The 16,646-nt window shown below is 66.2% G+C and carries 15 protein-coding genes and 1 riboswitch; of the genes, 8 read left to right on the plus strand and 7 right to left on the minus strand.

Annotation, left to right across the window (positions count from 1 at the left end; translation table 11 throughout):
* Nucleotides 1-35 precede the first annotated feature (35 nt).
* The 5 genes from SLQ33_RS24220 to SLQ33_RS24240 are packed head-to-tail and all read left to right on the plus strand — an operon-like array spanning nt 36 to nt 5,870.
* Nucleotides 36-551: a hypothetical protein gene (locus tag SLQ33_RS24220; protein WP_319456427.1), complete on the plus strand. Its 516-nt coding sequence runs from the start codon at nt 36-38 to the stop codon at nt 549-551.
* 34 nt (nt 552-585) lie between these two features.
* Nucleotides 586-2,022, plus strand: a complete 1,437-nt coding sequence (locus SLQ33_RS24225; RefSeq protein ID WP_319456428.1) for an aminobutyraldehyde dehydrogenase — start codon at nt 586-588, stop codon at nt 2,020-2,022.
* Between the two features lies 1 nt (nt 2,023).
* Complete coding sequence (locus tag SLQ33_RS24230; protein ID WP_319456429.1) at nt 2,024-2,350, plus strand: hypothetical protein; 327 nt, start codon at nt 2,024-2,026, stop codon at nt 2,348-2,350.
* 1 nt (nt 2,351) lies between these two features.
* On the plus strand, nt 2,352-4,082 hold the full coding sequence (locus SLQ33_RS24235; RefSeq protein ID WP_319456430.1) for an NAD(P)/FAD-dependent oxidoreductase: 1,731 nt from the start codon (nt 2,352-2,354) through the stop codon (nt 4,080-4,082).
* A 39-nt stretch (nt 4,083-4,121) separates the two neighbouring features.
* Nucleotides 4,122-5,870 (plus strand): dihydroxy-acid dehydratase, encoded by a 1,749-nt coding sequence (locus SLQ33_RS24240; protein ID WP_319456431.1) that lies wholly within the window; start codon nt 4,122-4,124, stop codon nt 5,868-5,870.
* Nucleotides 5,871-5,891: 21 nt separating this feature from the next.
* On the opposite strand, the gene yhjD is transcribed toward SLQ33_RS24240, so the two are convergent.
* The 3 genes from yhjD to SLQ33_RS24255 are packed head-to-tail and all read right to left on the minus strand — an operon-like array spanning nt 5,892 to nt 8,436.
* Nucleotides 5,892-6,914 carry an inner membrane protein YhjD gene (gene yhjD, locus SLQ33_RS24245; RefSeq protein WP_319456432.1) on the minus strand — a complete coding sequence of 341 codons (1,023 nt, stop codon included), beginning with the start codon at nt 6,912-6,914 and terminating at the stop codon, nt 5,892-5,894.
* 36 nt (nt 6,915-6,950) lie between these two features.
* Nucleotides 6,951-7,979 (minus strand): tryptophan--tRNA ligase, encoded by a 1,029-nt coding sequence (gene trpS / locus SLQ33_RS24250; protein ID WP_319456433.1) that lies wholly within the window; start codon nt 7,977-7,979, stop codon nt 6,951-6,953.
* Nucleotides 7,980-8,004: 25 nt separating this feature from the next.
* The gene (locus SLQ33_RS24255) at nt 8,005-8,436 is read right to left on the minus strand and encodes a MarR family transcriptional regulator (protein WP_319456434.1); all 432 of its coding nucleotides are present in this window, start codon (nt 8,434-8,436) and stop codon (nt 8,005-8,007) included.
* Nucleotides 8,437-8,487: 51 nt separating this feature from the next.
* On the opposite strand from SLQ33_RS24255, the gene SLQ33_RS24260 reads away from it, so the two are divergent.
* A complete protein-coding gene (locus tag SLQ33_RS24260) occupies nt 8,488-9,126 on the plus strand; it encodes a TIGR03086 family metal-binding protein (RefSeq protein WP_413467737.1) in 639 nt (212 codons plus the stop codon).
* On the opposite strand, the gene SLQ33_RS24265 is transcribed toward SLQ33_RS24260, so the two are convergent.
* Complete coding sequence (locus SLQ33_RS24265) at nt 9,096-9,917, minus strand: exodeoxyribonuclease III (RefSeq protein ID WP_319456436.1); 822 nt, start codon at nt 9,915-9,917, stop codon at nt 9,096-9,098. The genes SLQ33_RS24260 and SLQ33_RS24265 overlap by 31 nt on opposite strands.
* 9 nt (nt 9,918-9,926) lie before the next feature.
* Nucleotides 9,927-10,241, minus strand: a complete 315-nt coding sequence (locus SLQ33_RS24270) for a hypothetical protein (RefSeq protein WP_319456437.1) — start codon at nt 10,239-10,241, stop codon at nt 9,927-9,929.
* Between the two features lie 225 nt (nt 10,242-10,466).
* Between SLQ33_RS24270 and SLQ33_RS24275 the strand changes: the two genes are divergently transcribed.
* The gene (locus tag SLQ33_RS24275) at nt 10,467-11,306 is read left to right on the plus strand and encodes an alpha/beta hydrolase (RefSeq protein WP_319456438.1); all 840 of its coding nucleotides are present in this window, start codon (nt 10,467-10,469) and stop codon (nt 11,304-11,306) included.
* Here SLQ33_RS24275 and SLQ33_RS24280 read toward each other — a convergent pair.
* Nucleotides 11,287-12,504: an NADP-dependent isocitrate dehydrogenase gene (locus tag SLQ33_RS24280; protein WP_319456439.1), complete on the minus strand. Its 1,218-nt coding sequence runs from the start codon at nt 12,502-12,504 to the stop codon at nt 11,287-11,289. The genes SLQ33_RS24275 and SLQ33_RS24280 overlap by 20 nt on opposite strands.
* A gap of 20 nt (nt 12,505-12,524) precedes the next feature.
* On the minus strand, nt 12,525-14,765 hold the full coding sequence (locus SLQ33_RS24285; RefSeq protein WP_319456440.1) for an NADP-dependent isocitrate dehydrogenase: 2,241 nt from the start codon (nt 14,763-14,765) through the stop codon (nt 12,525-12,527).
* A 280-nt stretch (nt 14,766-15,045) separates the two neighbouring features.
* Nucleotides 15,046-15,166, plus strand: a riboswitch (SAM riboswitch).
* Nucleotides 15,167-15,307: 141 nt separating this feature from the next.
* On the opposite strand from SLQ33_RS24285, the gene SLQ33_RS24290 reads away from it, so the two are divergent.
* The gene (locus tag SLQ33_RS24290; RefSeq protein ID WP_319456441.1) at nt 15,308-16,645 is read left to right on the plus strand and encodes a bifunctional o-acetylhomoserine/o-acetylserine sulfhydrylase; all 1,338 of its coding nucleotides are present in this window, start codon (nt 15,308-15,310) and stop codon (nt 16,643-16,645) included.
* Nucleotide 16,646: the final 1 nt, after the last annotated feature.

Genomic DNA, 16,646 nt, shown 5'->3' on the forward strand with positions numbered 1-16,646 from the left:
CACGTCGTCACGATCCCGAGAGAAAGGAGCGCATCGTGGAATCGGCGCTCGTGGTGCTTGCCCGCGACGGCGTCGCAGGCATCACGCATCGTGCGATCGGCGAAGCGGCCGACGTCCCACTCGGCTCGATCACGTATCACTTTGCGACGCTGGACGACATCGTCCAACTCGCGTTCCAGACGCACGTCGACAGGTTGGCGACTCGCTTCGAGGAACGGTTGGCGGCGTGCGAACCCGGAGCGGATCTCATCGAGTGCATCGTGCTGGCGATCACCGACGATCTCGCCGCTCATCCGAACGAACTCGCCGTGACCTACGAACTGTACGGCGACGCGGTGCGCAGGGCTGACAACAAGCGCATCACCCAGGAATGGATGGAGCGCGCGGAAGACGCCCTGGCTCAACACTTCGACCGTGCCACCGCACGCCTCATCGACGTCGTGATCGAAGGCTTGATGGTGCACATGTCCATTGCCCAACAACCGATTCCGAAGGACGCGGTGCGCGCACTCCTGACCACGGCCGCCAACGCCGGCAACGCCGTTCATTGAATACCCCTGCCAAACACTGAAATTGGAGTTGAGCATGACCTTCCACAGCAAGATGTTCATCGACGGCAGCTGGACCGAAGCGTCCGACGGCGCGGTCGACCAGGTACCCGCCCCGACGACCGGGCAGACCTTCGCCGAGATCGCACACGGGACCGTCGCCGACGTCGATCGCGCCGTGGCCGCCGCGCACGCCGCATTCCCCGACTGGGCAAGGACTCCCGTCGGCGAACGGGCACGGGCATTCCTGCGACTCGCCGACCGGATCGAGGATGACCAGCGCACCCTCGCCGAGATCGAATCGCAAAACGTCGGCAAGCCGATCGGGCTGGCGCTGGAGGAAATGGAGATGATCCCCGATCATCTCCGGTTCTTCGCCGGTGGCGCCCGCACCATGGAAGGGCGCGCGGCAGCAGAGTTCGTCCGCGGCAAAACGAGCATCATCCGCCGCGATCCACTCGGTGTCGTCGGCTCGGTGGCGCCGTGGAACTACCCGCTTCTGATGGCGATCTGGAAGATCTCCCCTGCGCTGCTGACCGGGAACACCCTGGTACTCAAGCCCTCTGAGCACACGCCCTTTTCCCTGCTTCGACTCGCCGAACTCGCGCAAGACCTGTTCCCCGCCGGGGTGTTCAACGTCGTCACCGGCGACGGCGAGCACGTCGGCGCCAGGCTGGTCTCGCACCCGACGGTACGGATGTCGTCGTTGACCGGTTCGGTCGACACCGGACGTGCGCTGATGCGAGCCTCGGCCGACTCCAACCTCAAGCGCCTGCACCTCGAACTCGGCGGCAAGGCACCGGTGTTGGTGTACTCCGACGCCGACGTCTCGCTCGCGGTCGGCAAGATCATGGAGGGCGCGTTCTGCAACTCCGGCCAGGACTGTATGGCTGCGTCCCGGCTCTACGTCCACGATGCCGTACACGACGACCTGGTCTCGGGTATCGAAAAGGCGGTCAAGGAACTCAATCTCGGAGACATCGCCGACGAGAACACCACGATGGGCCCGGTGATCACGGCCGCCCACCGCGATCGGGTCGAGGGATTCGTGGCCCGCGCCAAGGCCACCGGTCACACCGAGCTGATTCAAGGCGATAACCCCGGCACCGGTTTCTACACCGCCCCCACCGTGGTCGTCGGCGCACGGCAGGACGACGAGATCGTCCGGACCGAGGTGTTCGGACCGGTCACGTCGGTGACGAAGTTCGGTGACAACGACGACGTCATCGGCTGGGCCAATGACACCGAATACGGTCTCGCGGCTTCAGTTTTCACCAACGATCTGGCGCGGGCCATGACCGCGTCGAGCGAACTGCAGTTCGGCACCGTGTGGATCAACGACCATCTGCCCGTCACACCCGAGATGCCGCACGGCGGGTTCAAACAGTCGGGTAACGGCAAGGACATGTCCGTCTACGCGCTCGAGGAGTACACCGGGATCAAGCACGTGATGATCAACCGCGAGAGCGCCTGACATGGCCGTCAGCGCGGTGAACACGTTCCGCCTCCGGGCCGGGGTCAGCATTGCCGACTTCGAGAGCTTCTCGGTCGAACTCGATCGGCCGAGGTGCCTGGCCTTCGACGTCGTGTTGGGATTCGACGTCTTCCTCGTCGATCGAGTCGGCTCCGCCGGTGTCGACGTCGTCGAGGTCATGACGGTCACGTCGTGGCCGGAGTGGGAACGAGTCCGCGACGCAGCACCGGAGCTCAAAGCCGTCGTCGAGAGGTTCGACGAACTCGTCGAACCCGGCAGCGTATCGACGCTGCTCACCCGCAAATCACCACTGCACCAGGAGCTCTGACATGTCGACGAAGCAGGACTACGACGCCATCGTGATCGGAGCTGGCCACAACGGCTTGGTCACGGCGAACTATCTGGCGCGCGCCGGGAAACGAGTGCTGGTGCTCGAGGCTCGCCCCGTGGTGGGCGGCGCTTGCGTGACAGAGGAATTGATCCCCGGTACGAAGTGGTCGTCGTGCGCGTTCATCGCGGGGCTGCTGCGGCCGGAAATCATCACCGAACTCGAGCTGGCACGGTTCGGCCTCGAGCTGTACCAGGGTGATGCGCTGTCCTTCAGCCTCTTCCGCGACGGGACATCCTTCACGATGTGGAAGGAGACCGACCGTACGCTCCGCGAGTTGGAGAAGCTCAACAAGAACGACGCCCAGTCCTTCCTCGACTTCGGGGTGCGGCTGCAACGCTTTGCCGGACTGGTCACTCCGTATCTGCTGACTTCCCCGCCGGAGCGCTCTGAGGTCATCGCCGCCTTCGAGGCAGCGGGCGAGCAGACGCTCTTCAACGAGTTCACGCTGCTCTCGGTGCGCGATCTGCTCGACCGGTATTTCGAAGACGAACGACTCAAGAGCATGCTGACGTTCTTTGGGATGGTGTCGATCTTCGGTGGCCCATCCTCGCCTGGCACGGCCTACACCTACGGCCACCACTCCTGGGGAGAGTTCAACGGCAACTTCGGGCAGTTCGGCCTGGCCCGCGGCGGAATGGGCGCCATCACCGAGGCGCTCGCCGCCGGCGCCCGCCACTACGGCGCCACGATCCGCACGTCGACTCCCGTCGACAAGGTGGTCGTCGAACGAGGTGTGGCGACCGGGGTACGCCTGCACGATGGCTCCGTCATCACGGCCGCACAGGTGTTCTCCAACGCCGACCCCAAGCGATCGCTGCTGCGGCTGATCGAACCAGGAGTGCTCCCGGCCAAACTCGTCCACGACGTCGAGAACATCGACACCCGCGGCTCGATGGCCAGGATCCATCTCCTGATCGACGAACTGCCGCAGTACCTTCCGTTCCCCGATGCCAAGGCCGGGCCGCAGCACCACGGCCATCAACTGCTGGGCCCCAGCCGGGAGGCTTTCGAGGAGGCCTACGAAGCGCAACGCCGCGGGACGTTCCCGAGCACCTTCGTCATCGAGGCGGTTACGCAGTCGGTGACCGACGACTCGCTCGCGCCGAAGGGACTGCACACGATGACCCTGGGGATCCAGCAACTCCCGTCCGAACTCACCGGGACCACCTGGGCCGTGGAGAAGGAGAAGTGGGCCGACCTGGTGCTCGAGGAGTTGTTCACCTACGCACCCAATCTGCGCGACCACATCCTCGACCGAGCGATCATCACCCCCGACGACTTGGCCAACGAGTACCTGATCACCGACGGGAACATCTTTCACGGCGCGATGATGCTGGACCAGCTGTTCGGGGCGCGCCCGATTCCGGAGTTGTCGAATTACCGCACCCCGGTGCGCAATTACTACCTCTGCGGATCCGGCACCCATCCTGGCGGCGGGGTGATGGGAGCCAATGGTCACAACGCCGCCAAGGTCGCCCTCACCGACACCGAAGGCATCGCCGCGCCGACGAGCGCGACCGGCATCGGGGCAGGCCCTCGCAGACCACCCTGGCAGCAGCGGCTGTTGGGCGCCCTGATGTCCACCAAGGCTGGGCGCTGGGTCGGCTACCGGGCGGCCCGACAGCCCGCGCTGCGCAAGATCACCGCGTACGCCGCCCGCGTCCGATAAGCACCGGCTCGGCCCGAAGTTCAAGAAGGAGCAGCGGTGATGCCATCATCCAACGGTCTGAGAAGTGCCAAATGGTTTGCGGGAAGCGATGTTCCCGGTTTCGTGCATCGATCGGCGATGCGGGCGTCCGGCTTCTCGCGGATGGCGTTCGACGGCCGACCGATCGTCGGGATATGCAACTCTTGGTCGGAGGTCGTCAACTGCAACATGCACTTTCGTGGCCTGGCCGACTCGGTGCGCCGAGGGGTGCTGGCGGCAGGCGGATTCCCGCTTGAGTTTCCGACCATCTCGCTCGGCGAACAGCTGATGAAGCCGACCACCATGTTGTTTCGCAACCTCATGGCAATGGACGTCGAAGAGTCCATCCGCGCCTACCCCTTCGATTCCGTCGTCCTCCTCGGCGGATGCGACAAGACGGTTCCCGCACAGCTCATGGGAGCGGCCAGCGCAGACGTTCCCGCCATCGTCCTGACCGGCGGCGCCGCCGCCCCGGCAGTCTTCGAGGGTAAGCAGCTCGGGGTGGGAACCGACCTCTGGGAGTACATCGACGACGTCCGGGCCGGCCGGAGGTCGATGGCCGACTACGAGCGACTCGAGGCTGCCGCAGGGCCGTCGCGAGGACACTGCCCGGAGATGGGGACCGCCTCGACGATGGCCACTCTGGTCGAAGGACTCGGCATGACGCTGCCAGGAACGGCGGCGGTGCCCGCGATGGACTCACGCCGGCTCCAGGTCGCCGAGGAGTGTGGCGCGCGGGCCGTCGGATTGGCCATCGAGCGGCTCCGGCCGTCCCAGGTGCTCACTCGCGAGGCGTTCGACAACGCCATCACCCTGATGCTGGCGGTCGGCGGGTCGACCAACGCGATCGTGCACCTGCTGGCCATCGCCGGCCGCGTAGGAGTTCCGTTGTCGCTGGCACGCTTCCACGAGCTCTCCGCGCGCACGCCGTTGTTGGTCAACGTGCGGCCAGCCGGCCAGCATCTCGTCGAGCAAGTCTTCCACGCCGGCGGAATACCGGCCGTCATGAAGGCAGTCGAGCCGCTGCTGCACACCGATGTCGTGACCGTCACGGGCAAGACCGTCGCCGACAACATGCCGACCGCCCCGGCGACCGACACGTCCGTCATCGCCTCGTTGAGCGAGCCGTTCCAGCTGCCGCAGGGCCTGGCGGTGGTACGCGGCAACCTCGCCCCCAACGGCGCGGTGATCAAGTGCAGCGCCGCCAGCCCCAAATTGCTGGTCCATCAGGGCCCCGCGGTCGTCTTCGAGGACATGCGAGACATGATGAAGAGGTTCGACGACCCCGACCTCGACGTGACGCCGGATTCCGTCCTGGTGCTCCGATCTGCCGGCCCGCGCGGTGCCCCAGGCATGCCCGAGTGGGGCCAGCTGCCGATACCCAGCAAGCTGCTGAAGCAAGGCGTCACTGACATGGTCCGCGTCTCCGACGCCCGAATGAGTGGAACCGCCTACGGGACGTGCGTTCTGCACGTCAGCCCGGAATCGGCGGTTGGCGGCCCGCTGGCGCTGGTTCGGGACGGTGACGCCATCGCACTCGACGCCCACGCGGGCAGGCTCGACGTGTTGCTCTCGGACGCCGAATTGTCCGCGCGGCGAGCGGAGTTGGTGCCGACGCCGACTCGGCACGTGCGGGGATACACCGCCATGTACGTCGAGCGAGTGCTGCAGGCCGACCAAGGATGCGATTTCGACTTCCTCGTCGGGCACTCAGAGCGGCCCGACGAAGAACCCGAGGCGATATTCGAGGGGTGGATCGGCGGATGGTGACATCACTGCCACAGTCGCTCGCTAACGCCGCCAGAGTCGCGAAAGCCCAAGCGCACCAACGGCACCGACCGCGACGGCAGCGAGCGCACCACCCACGCCCAACCCGTTGGAGACCTCGACACGGGTGGTGATCACCGCCGGTGCCGGCGGGGCGACGGGCACCCTCTCCAGGGTGTCAGCGGACGTCGCCGCCCACGCCGTCGCGAACAGGATCAGCCGAGCGGTGATGTACGCGAACACCATCAGGCCGAGCACCGGTCCGAACGTCGCGCCTGCCGGGCCGGTCAGCACCGTCTTCAGGTAGATCGACGCCACCTGTTTGAAGATCTCGAAGGCGACCGCCGCGAGCAGTCCCGCGCGGGCGGCGCTGCGCAGGCTCACGGATTCCCTCGGCAGCCGCGCGATGATCCACGTGAAGAGCAGCCAGGAGATGCCGAGGGCCACCACGTAGGAGGCGACCCGCAACAGCATGCCCAAGGCGGGAAAGTCGGGGATGCCGATCCAGCCGAGCACGGCTCGCATCACGGAGCCGTTGCCCAGCGCCGTCAGCGCGATCGTGACGATGATGGCGCCGAACGCCGACAGCAGCGCGATCAGATCCGACAGCTTCTTCGTCACGAATCCTGGTGGCTCGCCGCGCTGGTGGCCCCACATCTGGCTGAGCGCCTCGCGCAGGTTGGCCATCCAGCCCAGGCCCGCCCACGCGGCGGCGGCCAGGCCGATGATGCCGACCGAGGTCCTGGAGTCGATGGCCGAGTCCATCAGGCCGATCAGTTGCTGGCCGAGATCGCCGGACACGGCACCCTTGATCTTCTCCTCGATGTCCGCGAGCAGCTCGGGCCTACTCGCCAGGACGAAGCCACCCGCCGCGAATCCGACCATCAGCAAGGGGAATAACGCGAAGATCGTGAAGTAGGTGATGCCCGCGGCGTAGAAGTCGCCCTTGCTTAAGTTGTAGCGATCCTGTGCCCGCATGATGCGGTCGAACAAGGGAAACCTGGTGCGCAGCCGGTCCATCACGCCTGGTTTGGCCGGTTCGGTCATCCCAGCCTCCTGAGCGTTCAGCGGGCCCAGACTCTCCTAGCGGGCACTGTGCAGAAACCCTAATCGGTCGTACACCCGCTGCAACGTCGTCGCAGCCACCCCGGTTGCCCGCTGCGCCCCCGCCGCCAACACCGCGGTCAGTTCGGCCGGATCGGCCAGCAGTTCGTCGACCCTGGTCTTGATCGGGGTGACGAACTCCACGACGGCATCGGCGGTGTCCTTCTTCAGGTCGCCGTAGCCGCGCCCCACGTAGCCCTCGACGAGCTTGTCGATGTCGGTTCCGGTGACCGCCGACTGAATGGTCAGCAGATTCGACACGCCGGCCTTATTCACCTGGTCGAAGCGGATTTCGCGCTCACTGTCGGTGACCGCCGAACGGATCTTCTTGGCCGTCTTCGCCGGATCGTCGAGCAGGCTGATCAGCCCGGCCTCGGTGGCGGCGGACTTGCTCATCTTCGCGGTCGGGTCCTGGAGGTCGTAGATCTTGGCGGTGGCCTTGGGAATCAACACGTCGGGCACGACGAACGTGTCCGGGAAGCGGGCGTTGAACCGCTGCGCGACGTCGCGGGCCAGTTCGAGGTGCTGACGCTGGTCCTCGCCGACGGGAACCAGGTCGGCGTCGTAGAGCAACACGTCGGCGGCCTGCAGTACGGGGTACGTGAAGAGCCCGACCGTCGTCGCCTCGGCACCCTCCTTCTGCGACTTGTCCTTGAACTGCGTCATCCGCGACGCCTGCCCGAAGCCGGTGAAACAGCCCAGCACCCAACTCAATTCGGCGTGGGCGGGCACGTGGCTTTGCACGAAGACGGTGGACCGGGCCGGGTCGATGCCCAGCGCCAGGTACTGCGCCGCGGTGACCAGCGTGCGGCGCCGCAGTGTGGCGGGGTCCTGAGGCAGCGTGATGGCGTGCAGGTCGACGACGCAGAAGTACGCGTCGTAGCCGTCTTGGAGCCCGACCCACTGGCTGACCGCCCCCAACGCGTTGCCGAGGTGAAGGGAGTCGGACGTGGGCTGCACGCCGGAGAAGACGACCTGCGTCTTCGTGCCGTTGATCTCAGTGCTCATGATGACTTCGATCCTCCCATTGGCGTCATCCGGTTTCTTCGCGGGTCAACCGCTCCAGCACCCGCAGGAACACCCGACGCTCGTCGGCGGACAGCTGTGCCAGCCGGCGCTCCTCGCCGCGTTGGATCTCCGCCTGTGCGGCGTCCTTGGCCGCACGGCCGGCGTCGGTGATGGCGAGCAGTCGCACGCGGCGGTCGTCGGGATCGGGGTGACGCTCGATGTGCCCCCGCTGCTGAAGCTCGTCGAGCGTGCCGATGATGCGCGTCTTGTCGGCGCCGATCGCCTCAGCGAGCGCGGCCTGAGTGCGCACAGGCGAGCGGTCGAGGGCGAGCAACACGACGTACCCCCACATGGTCAGGTCGTGGGCGGCCAGCACCGGCAGTTCCGCGGCCACCAGGTCTCTCAGCAGCGGGGTCAGCATCGCCGCGAGGTCGTCGCGCCGTGGCGTCGTAGGCATCGCAACATGCTAGGCGTTGCCATATCGTATGTAGTCGCTTACGATATGCGTATGCCTACCGATACCCCCGACATCCGCCCCTTCCATCGCACCGCCGTGCTGAACTCCATCGAGCTCGTCGCCGCCGTCCGCCCCGCCGAGCTCGACGCGCCGACCCCCTGCGCTGGCTGGACCCTGGCCGATCTACTCGCTCACATGACCGTCCAACACCACGGGTTCGCCATGGCCGCAAGGGGTTACGGGGCAGACGCCGAACTGTGGCGGCCCGAATCCGTGATCGACGCGGTCAGGACCGACCCAGCCACGACGTACGCCGACGCCGCCCGCGACGTGCTGGAGGCCTTCGCCGACGACGCCGCGCCCGACGCGTCGTTCGCGCTTCCCGAGTTCGGGCCTGGCGCCACGTTCCCCGGCGCCATCGCGATGGGCTTTCACTTCATCGACTACGTGGTCCACGGTTGGGACGTCGCCGCGGCACTAGGTGTCCCGTACGTTCTGCCGGCCGACGTCGTCGGCGCGGCCTTGCCGCTCGCGCTCGCCGTACCCGACGGGGAGTTCCGCGCGCTCGACGAGGTGCCGTTCGGTCCTGCAATCCAGCCGGCGACCGGTGACGACCTGGACCGGATCCTGCGCCACCTCGGTCGTCGACCCGACTGGGCTCAGGCGTACTCCACCGTCACCGGCGCGTGATCCGACCACCGCAGCGCGTAGGCGTCGGCCCGTTCGACGCGGGCCGACAACACGCGAGCCGCCAACGGCGCGGTGGCCAACTGATAGTCGATGCGCCACCCCGCGTCGTTGTCGAAGGCCTTGCCCCGCCACGACCACCAGCTGTACGGGCCGGGCACGTCGGGGTGCATAACACGGACGACGTCCACCCAGCCGGTGGCGAGCAGGTCGGTGAGCCACTGCCGTTCGCTGGGCAGGAAGCCGGCCTTCTTCCGGTTGGCCTTCCACGCCTTGATGTCCAGCTCGGTGTGCCCGATGTTCCAGTCCCCGCACACGACGGCGTCACGCCCGTCTTGCCGTAGCACCGCCATCCGCGCGGCCACGGCCGCCATGAACCGCTCCTTCTCCAACTGGCGGTCGGTCTCAGCTTCACCGGTCGGGAAGTACACGCTCGCGACCGTGAGGTCGCCCGTATCCACCTCGAGATAGCGTCCGTGCGAGGCGAACTCGTCACCGGCCCCGGCCGAAGTGTGTGAAGTGGGCCCGATCAGCACACGCGTGATCGGATGCCGGCTCAGCACGGCAACGCCGTTGCGGCCCTTGAGGTGTGGGTCGGCCGAGGCGAGGTGCCAGCCGTCCGCCAGTGCCGGCGTGAGGGCGTCGGCCAGCTGCTCGTCGTCGGCGCGCGTCTCCTGCAGGCACACCACGTCGGCCGTGGTTTCCTTCAGCCAGGCCAGTAGGCCGAGATTCTCGGTTGATCGCTGCCTGACGGCGGCGCGGATACCGTTGACGTTGATGGTGCTCACGATCACCGGCCGACCCTAACCGAGGTCGCCGAAGCGGCGGTGCAGCGACTGCTTCGGGACACCGAGCACGCGGCCGATCTCGCCCCAGGAATATCCGGCGACGCGGGCGGCCCGGATGGCGTCCGCATACCGTAGTCGGGCGCGGTCGAGGTCGTCGCGGGCTTCGGCCAGTTCTCGCCGGCTCGCACCACTGGCAACCTCGACGAAGACGGGATCGGGCCCAGTCGGTAGGGGTGGCCGCGGCTGCGCTTGCTCGATCTCCTCCAAAGCCTCCCGGCGCTTCGCCGCAAGCACCGGGTCAGAAGCCCACCACGGTTCCTTCGCCTCCATGGGAAGCACCTTCCGCTCCGCAGCGTCAACATTTGATGACGGCGCACAAAATCATGTCCCCCACCTACGACACGAACAGCCGCGCGGGGTCCCGACTCGGCGCCTCCATCGGAGGCACCTTCCGCTCCGCAGCGTCAACATTTGATGACGGCGCAGAAAATCATGTCGCCTGCCTCCGACACGGCTTCCTTGCGGTACCGGCGGTATCACCCTAGGGTCGGCCCCATGCCCGAACGCGACCCGATCCACGAAGGCTCCGGAGCGCCAATTCTCTTGCTACACCCATTCTTGTGCTCGCAGAACGTGTGGAACACGGTCGCAGGCCAGCTCGCCGACACCGGCCGCTTCGAGGTGCTCGCACCGACGATGATCGGCCACCGCGGCGGGCGCAGGGCCGGGTCCTGGTTCCTCGAAACCGCAGCGCTGGTGGACGACGTCGAGCGGCGCATGGACGACCTCGGGTGGCAGACCGCGCACGTCGTCGGCAATTCACTGGGCGGCTGGGTGGCCTTCGAACTGGAGCGACGCGGCCGGGCGCGGACGTTGACGGCCATCGCCCCGGCCGGCGGCTGGGGGCCGCATTCGGCGACGAAGTACGAGACGGTGCTGAAGTTCCTGCTCGGCGGGCCCGCGCTGATGGCCGCGCGCCTGCTCGGGCCCCGCATCATCGACCTGCCGTTCGCCCGCCGGTTGGCGACGCTGCCCGTCAGCGGCCCCGCCGACGGCCCGAGCCACCCCGACCTGCTCAACCTCGTCGACGACGCCACCCACTGCACGGCGTACTGGCAAATGCTGATCAAGACACTACGACTGCCCGGGCTGCTGGAACTCGCCAGCGTCGCCGCACCGACCCAGCTGGTGCTGTGCGAACGGGACCGGGTCTTCCCCACCCCGCGGGGCAACCGCTACTTCATCGACAACCTGCCGCCCAGCGCCACGGTCACCAGGCTCGACGGGCTCGGCCACATCCCGATGCTGGAGGCGCCTGGCATCATCACCGAGCTCATCACCGACTTCGTCGACGCCCACACCGAACCCGAGCGGGCTAGTTCAGCGCCCGCTTGAGATGGTCGGCAATGGTGCCGAGGTACTCCTCGCTGGTCTCCCACGGCTGGTCGGGGCCGATGAGCAGCGCGAGGTCCTTGGTCATGTGCCCACCCTCGACGGTGCCGATCACCACGTCCTCGAGCGTCTCCGCGAATTCGATGACCGCCGGTGTGTTGTCGAGCTTGCCGCGGTGCTCGAGCCCACGCGTCCACGCGAAGATCGAGGCGATCGGGTTGGTCGACGTCGGCTTGCCCGCCTGGTGCTGCCGGTAGTGGCGGGTGACGGTGCCGTGCGCGGCCTCGGCCTCGACGGTCTGGCCGTCCGGTGTCATCAGCACCGAGGTCATCAGCCCCAGTGAGCCGTAACCCTGTGCGACGGTGTCGGATTGGACGTCGCCGTCGTAGTTCTTGCATGCCCAGACGTAGCCGCCCTCCCACTTCAGGCAGGAGGCCACCATGTCGTCGATCAGCCGGTGCTCGTAGGTCAGCCCCTTGGCGTCGAAGTCCTCTTTGAACTCCTCGTCGAAGATGCGCTGAAACTCGTCCTTGAACATCCCGTCATAGCCCTTGAGGATGGTGTTCTTGGTCGACAGGTAGACCGGGTAATTCTGTTGCAGCCCATACTTGAACGACGAACGGGCGAAGTCCTGGATCGACTTCTTGAAGTTGTACATCCCCATGATGACGCCGCCGTCTTCGGGGATCTCGACGACGTCGTGCACCATCGGCTCGCTACCGTCGGACGGGGTGAACGTCACCGTGAACGTGCCGCCCTGCTCGACCTTGGCGTTGAAGGCGCGGTACTGGTCGCCGAAGGCGTGACGGCCGATGATGATCGGCTTCGTCCAGCCTGGCACCAGTCGCGGCACGTTCTCGATGACGATCGGTGCGCGGAAGATGGTGCCGCCCAGGATGTTTCGGATGGTGCCATTGGGCGACAACCACATCTGCTTGAGCCCAAATTCCTTGACCCGCGCCTCGTCGGGCGTGATGGTGGCGCACTTGACGCCGACGTGGTGCTTCTTGATGGCGTTGGCGGCGTCGACGGTGACCTGATCGTCGGTCGCGTCTCGATGCTCGATGCCGAGGTCGTAGTAGTCGAGGTTCACGTCGAGATACGGTTGGATCAAGGTCTCCTTGATCAGCTTCCAGATGATGCGAGTCATCTCGTCGCCGTCGAGTTCGACTACCGTGCCTTCGACCTTGATCTTCGACATGCGCGTCCGCCGTCTCTCCGTCAGCTCTTCGACGACTCCAAAACGGCGTTGAACGTCTCGCTCGGACGCATCACCGCCGTGACCTTTTCGGGGTCCGGGTAGTAGTAACCACCGATGTCGACCGAATCTCCCTGCACCTCGTTGAGTTCGGCCACGATGGCATCCTCGTTCTCGGCCAAATTCTTGGCGAGTGGTGCGAAGTGTTCGGCGAGTTCCTTGTCCTCGGTCTGGGCGGCGAGTTCCTGCGCCCAGTACATGGCGAGGTAGAACTGGCTGCCCCTGTTGTCGAGCTCACCGGTCTTGCGCGACGGGTTCTTGTTCTCGTCCAACAGCTTTCCGGTGGCAAGGTCGAGCGTGGTGGCCAGCAACGTGGCGCGCTTGTCGCCGGTCTTGTTGCCCAGATCCTCGAGGCTGGCCCCCAACGCGAGGAACTCCCCTAGCGAATCCCAACGCAGGTGGTTCTCCTCGACCAGCTGACTGACGTGCTTGGGCGCCGAACCGCCTGCGCCCGTCTCGTACAACCCGCCGCCTGCCATCAGCGGCACGATGGACAGCATCTTGGCGCTGGTGCCCAGCTCCAGGATGGGGAAGAGGTCGGTCAAGTAATCACGAAGGATGTTGCCGGTCGCGGCGATGGTGTCCTGCCCGCGCATCGCGCGCTCGATCGTGTGCCGCATGGCGCGTTCCTGCGACCGGATCGAGATGTCGAGCCCCTCGGTGTCGTGGTCGGCGAGGTAGGTATTGACCTTCGTCCGCAGCTCGTTCTCGTGCGGACGCCACACGTCCAGCCAAAACACCACCGGCATACCGGAGTTGCGCGCCCTGTTGACGGCCAGCTTCACCCAGTCGCGGATCGGGGCGTCCTTGACGACCGGCATGCGCCAGATGTCGCCCTCTTCCACGTTCTGCGTCAGCAGCACCTCATCGGTGGCGTTGTCGACGATGTTGGCCACGCCGTCTTCGGGAATCTCGAACGTCTTGTCGTGGCTGCCGTACTCCTCGGCCTTCTGCGCCATCAGGCCGACGTTGGGCACCGTGCCCATGGTTGTCGGGTCGAACTGGCCGTGGGTCTTACAGAAGTTGATGATCTCCTGGTAGATGCGGGAGAAGGTCGACTCGGGGTTGACGGCCTTGGTGTCCTTGGTCCGTCCGTCGGCGCCGTACATCTTGCCGCCGAGCCGGATCATGGCGGGCATCGAGGCGTCGACGATGACGTCGCTGGGCGAATGGAAGTTCGAGATGCCCTTGGCCGAATCCACCATGGCCAGCTCGGGCCGGTGCTCATGGCAGGCGTGCAGGTCGCGGACGATCTCCTCGTGCAGCGATTCGGGTAGCGACTCGATCTTGTCGTACAGGTCGGAGAGCCCGTTGTTGACGTTGACCCCCAACTCGTCGAACAGCTTCTGGTGCTTGGCGAACGCGTCCTTGTAGAAGACCTTCACCGCATGGCCGAAGACGATCGGGTGGCTGACCTTCATCATCGTCGCCTTGACGTGCAGCGAGAACATCACGCCCGTCTCGTAGGCGTCCTGCATCTGCTCTTCGTAGAAGTCGCACAGCGCCTTCTTGCTCATGAACATGCTGTCGATGATGTCGCCGTCGTCGAGCTTCACTTCGGGCTTGAGCACGATCGTCTCGCCGCCCTTGGTGATCAGCTCCATCCGGACGGTGCGCGCACGGTCCAGCGTCAACGACTTCTCGCCGTGGTAGAAGTCGCCGTGGCTCATGGTCGCCACGTGGGTGCGCGACGCCTGGGACCACTTGGCCATGCTGTGCGGATGCTTCCTCGCGTACTCCTTGACCGCCCTGGGCGCGCGGCGGTCCGAGTTGCCTTCGCGCAGTACCGGGTTCACGGCGCTACCCAGGCACGTGCCGTAGCGCTCCTTGATCGCCTTTTCCTCGTCGGTCTTCGGATCTCCCGGGTACTCGGGAAGGTCGTAGCCCTTGGCCTTCAACTCCTTGATGGCGGCAAGCAGCTGAGGCACTGAGGCGCTGATGTTCGGCAGTTTGATGATGTTGGTGTCGGGCAGCTGTGTCAGCTCTCCGAGCGCCGCGAGGTTGTCCGGCACGCGCTGCTCTTCAGTGAGGTAGTCGCCGAACTCCGCGAGGATGCGCGCGGCCACGGAGATGTCGCTCGTCTTGACGTCGATGCCTGCGGCATCGGCGAAGGCGCGCACCACCGGAAGGAAGGCGTACGTCGCAAGCAACGGCGCCTCGTCGGTCAGCGTGTAGATGATGGTTGGCTGCTTGGCGGCAGTCATGGTCACTCTCCCGGCGTCACGGTCGTCAGAATCTCAGGGCTCGCGATGAAGCGGCGGCCATCAGTATCGCTTCGAATACGAACCTACGCGTGACACACGGGCGCGAAGACACCTCCCCCGACATCGTCGCGGCGATCGATCGCTGTCCCCCGACGCTCGCAAATGGGTGGATTCTCCCGATGTCCCCACCCCTGCCCTCGGCCGAGAATTCGAGCATGCCGAAAGGCCACCGAAAGTAGTCACTGGCATCGATACGAGGTCGTGAGCTAGGCTTCGTTTCGGTCATGAGTGCCAGCGTCAAGCCCCGGCTCGCTGGCCGGCAACCCTCCAACCGCGGTGGGGTGCCCCGGGTGATTGACCAGGTTGAGTAGCTGAACCTAGCTACACGGCAAGCGCGGGTCCGCAGGACGGGCCCCCCGAGAGACAGGGAAACCTGATGTGGAGGCCTGTTATGTGTGTGTGCCGTTGAGCTTATTCGCGATCCCCATTACTTCGCGCGCGCTCGCGTCGGCGACGCCGCACATCCCTAGGAGAGACATTCCATGACCACCCCGGAAGAAGACCCGACCGCCGGTTGGGCGTTCGAGACCAAGCAGATCCACGCCGGACAGACCCCGGACACCGCTACCCATGCGCGCGCACTGCCGATCTACCAGACCACGTCGTACACGTTCGACGACACCGCGCATGCGGCGGCGCTGTTCGGCCTCGAGGTCACCGGCAACATCTACACGCGCATCATGAACCCGACGCAGGACGTGGTCGAGCAGCGCATTGCCGCGCTCGAAGGCGGCGTGGCTGCGCTGTTCCTGGCGTCCGGCCAGGCCGCCGAGACGTTCTCGATCCTCAACCTCGCGTCGGCGGGCGACCACATCGTCTCCAGCCCGCGGCTGTACGGCGGCACGTACAACCTGTTCCACTACACGCTGCCCAAGCTGGGCATCGAGACCACGTTCGTCGACGATCCCGATGACCTCGATTCCTGGCGTGCGGCGGTCCAGCCGAACACCAAGGCGTTCTTCGCCGAGACCATCTCGAACCCGCAGATCGACATCCTCGACATCGCGGGCGTCTCGGGTGTGGCGCACGAGAACGGCGTGCCGCTGATCGTCGACAACACCATCGCGACGCCGTACCTGATCCAGCCGATCGCGCACGGCGCCGACATCGTCGTGCACTCGGCCACCAAGTACCTCGGCGGACACGGCACGGCGATCGCGGGCGTGATCGTCGACGGCGGCAACTTCGACTGGACGCAGGGCCGCCACCCCGGCTTCACCACCCCTGACCCGAGCTACCACGGTGTGGTGTTCGCCGAGCTCGGTCCGCCCGCGTTCGCGCTCAAGGCGCGGGTGCAGTTGCTCCGCGACCTCGGCTCGGCGGCGGCGCCGTTCAACGCCTTCCTCATCGCGCAGGGCCTGGAGACGCTGAGCCTGCGCATCGAGCGGCACGTCTCCAACGCGCAGAAGGTCGCCGAGTTCCTGTTCAGCCACGACGGCGTCGTATCGGTGAACTACGCCGGGCTGCCCAGCTCGCCGTGGTACGAGCTCGGCCGGAAGCTGGCACCCAAGGGCACCGGCGCCGTGCTGGCGTTCGAGTTGGCGGGTGGCATCGAGGCCGGCAAGGCGTTCGTCAACGCGCTGACGCTGCACAGCCACGTCGCCAACATCGGTGACGTGCGGTCGCTCGTCATCCACCCCGCGTCGACCACCCACGCGCAGCTGTCTCCCGAGGAGCAGCTGGCCACCGGCGTGACGCCCGGACTGGTCCGGCTGGCGGTCGGCATCGAGGGCATCGACGACATCCTCGCCGACCTCGAGCATGGCTTCGCCGCCGCCAAGGCATTCTCCGGGGTGCCGCAGACCGCGGTGTCGGTGTGAC

The sequence above is a fragment of the Mycobacterium sp. RTGN6 genome (assembly GCF_033804605.1).
Taxonomy (GTDB): domain Bacteria; phylum Actinomycetota; class Actinomycetes; order Mycobacteriales; family Mycobacteriaceae; genus Mycobacterium.

Bases quoted from the DNA above. Each gene is read 5' to 3' on its own strand.
- SLQ33_RS24235 (WP_319456430.1), top strand. From the start codon at position 2,352: ATGTCGACGAAGCAGGACTACGACGCCATCGTGATCGGAGCTGGCCAC.
- SLQ33_RS24240 (WP_319456431.1), top strand. From the start codon at position 4,122: ATGCCATCATCCAACGGTCTGAGAAGTGCCAAATGGTTTGCGGGAAGC.
- SLQ33_RS24225 (WP_319456428.1), top strand. From the start codon at position 586: ATGACCTTCCACAGCAAGATGTTCATCGACGGCAGCTGGACCGAAGCG.
- yhjD (WP_319456432.1), bottom strand. From the start codon at position 6,914: ATGACCGAACCGGCCAAACCAGGCGTGATGGACCGGCTGCGCACCAGG.
- trpS (WP_319456433.1), bottom strand. From the start codon at position 7,979: ATGAGCACTGAGATCAACGGCACGAAGACGCAGGTCGTCTTCTCCGGC.
- SLQ33_RS24270 (WP_319456437.1), bottom strand. From the start codon at position 10,241: ATGGAGGCGAAGGAACCGTGGTGGGCTTCTGACCCGGTGCTTGCGGCG.
- SLQ33_RS24275 (WP_319456438.1), top strand. From the start codon at position 10,467: ATGCCCGAACGCGACCCGATCCACGAAGGCTCCGGAGCGCCAATTCTC.
- SLQ33_RS24280 (WP_319456439.1), bottom strand. From the start codon at position 12,504: ATGTCGAAGATCAAGGTCGAAGGCACGGTAGTCGAACTCGACGGCGAC.
- SLQ33_RS24260 (WP_413467737.1), top strand. From the start codon at position 8,488: ATGCCTACCGATACCCCCGACATCCGCCCCTTCCATCGCACCGCCGTG.
- SLQ33_RS24255 (WP_319456434.1), bottom strand. From the start codon at position 8,436: ATGCCTACGACGCCACGGCGCGACGACCTCGCGGCGATGCTGACCCCG.
- SLQ33_RS24230 (WP_319456429.1), top strand. From the start codon at position 2,024: ATGGCCGTCAGCGCGGTGAACACGTTCCGCCTCCGGGCCGGGGTCAGC.
- SLQ33_RS24285 (WP_319456440.1), bottom strand. From the start codon at position 14,765: ATGACTGCCGCCAAGCAGCCAACCATCATCTACACGCTGACCGACGAG.
- SLQ33_RS24290 (WP_319456441.1), top strand. From the start codon at position 15,308: ATGACCACCCCGGAAGAAGACCCGACCGCCGGTTGGGCGTTCGAGACC.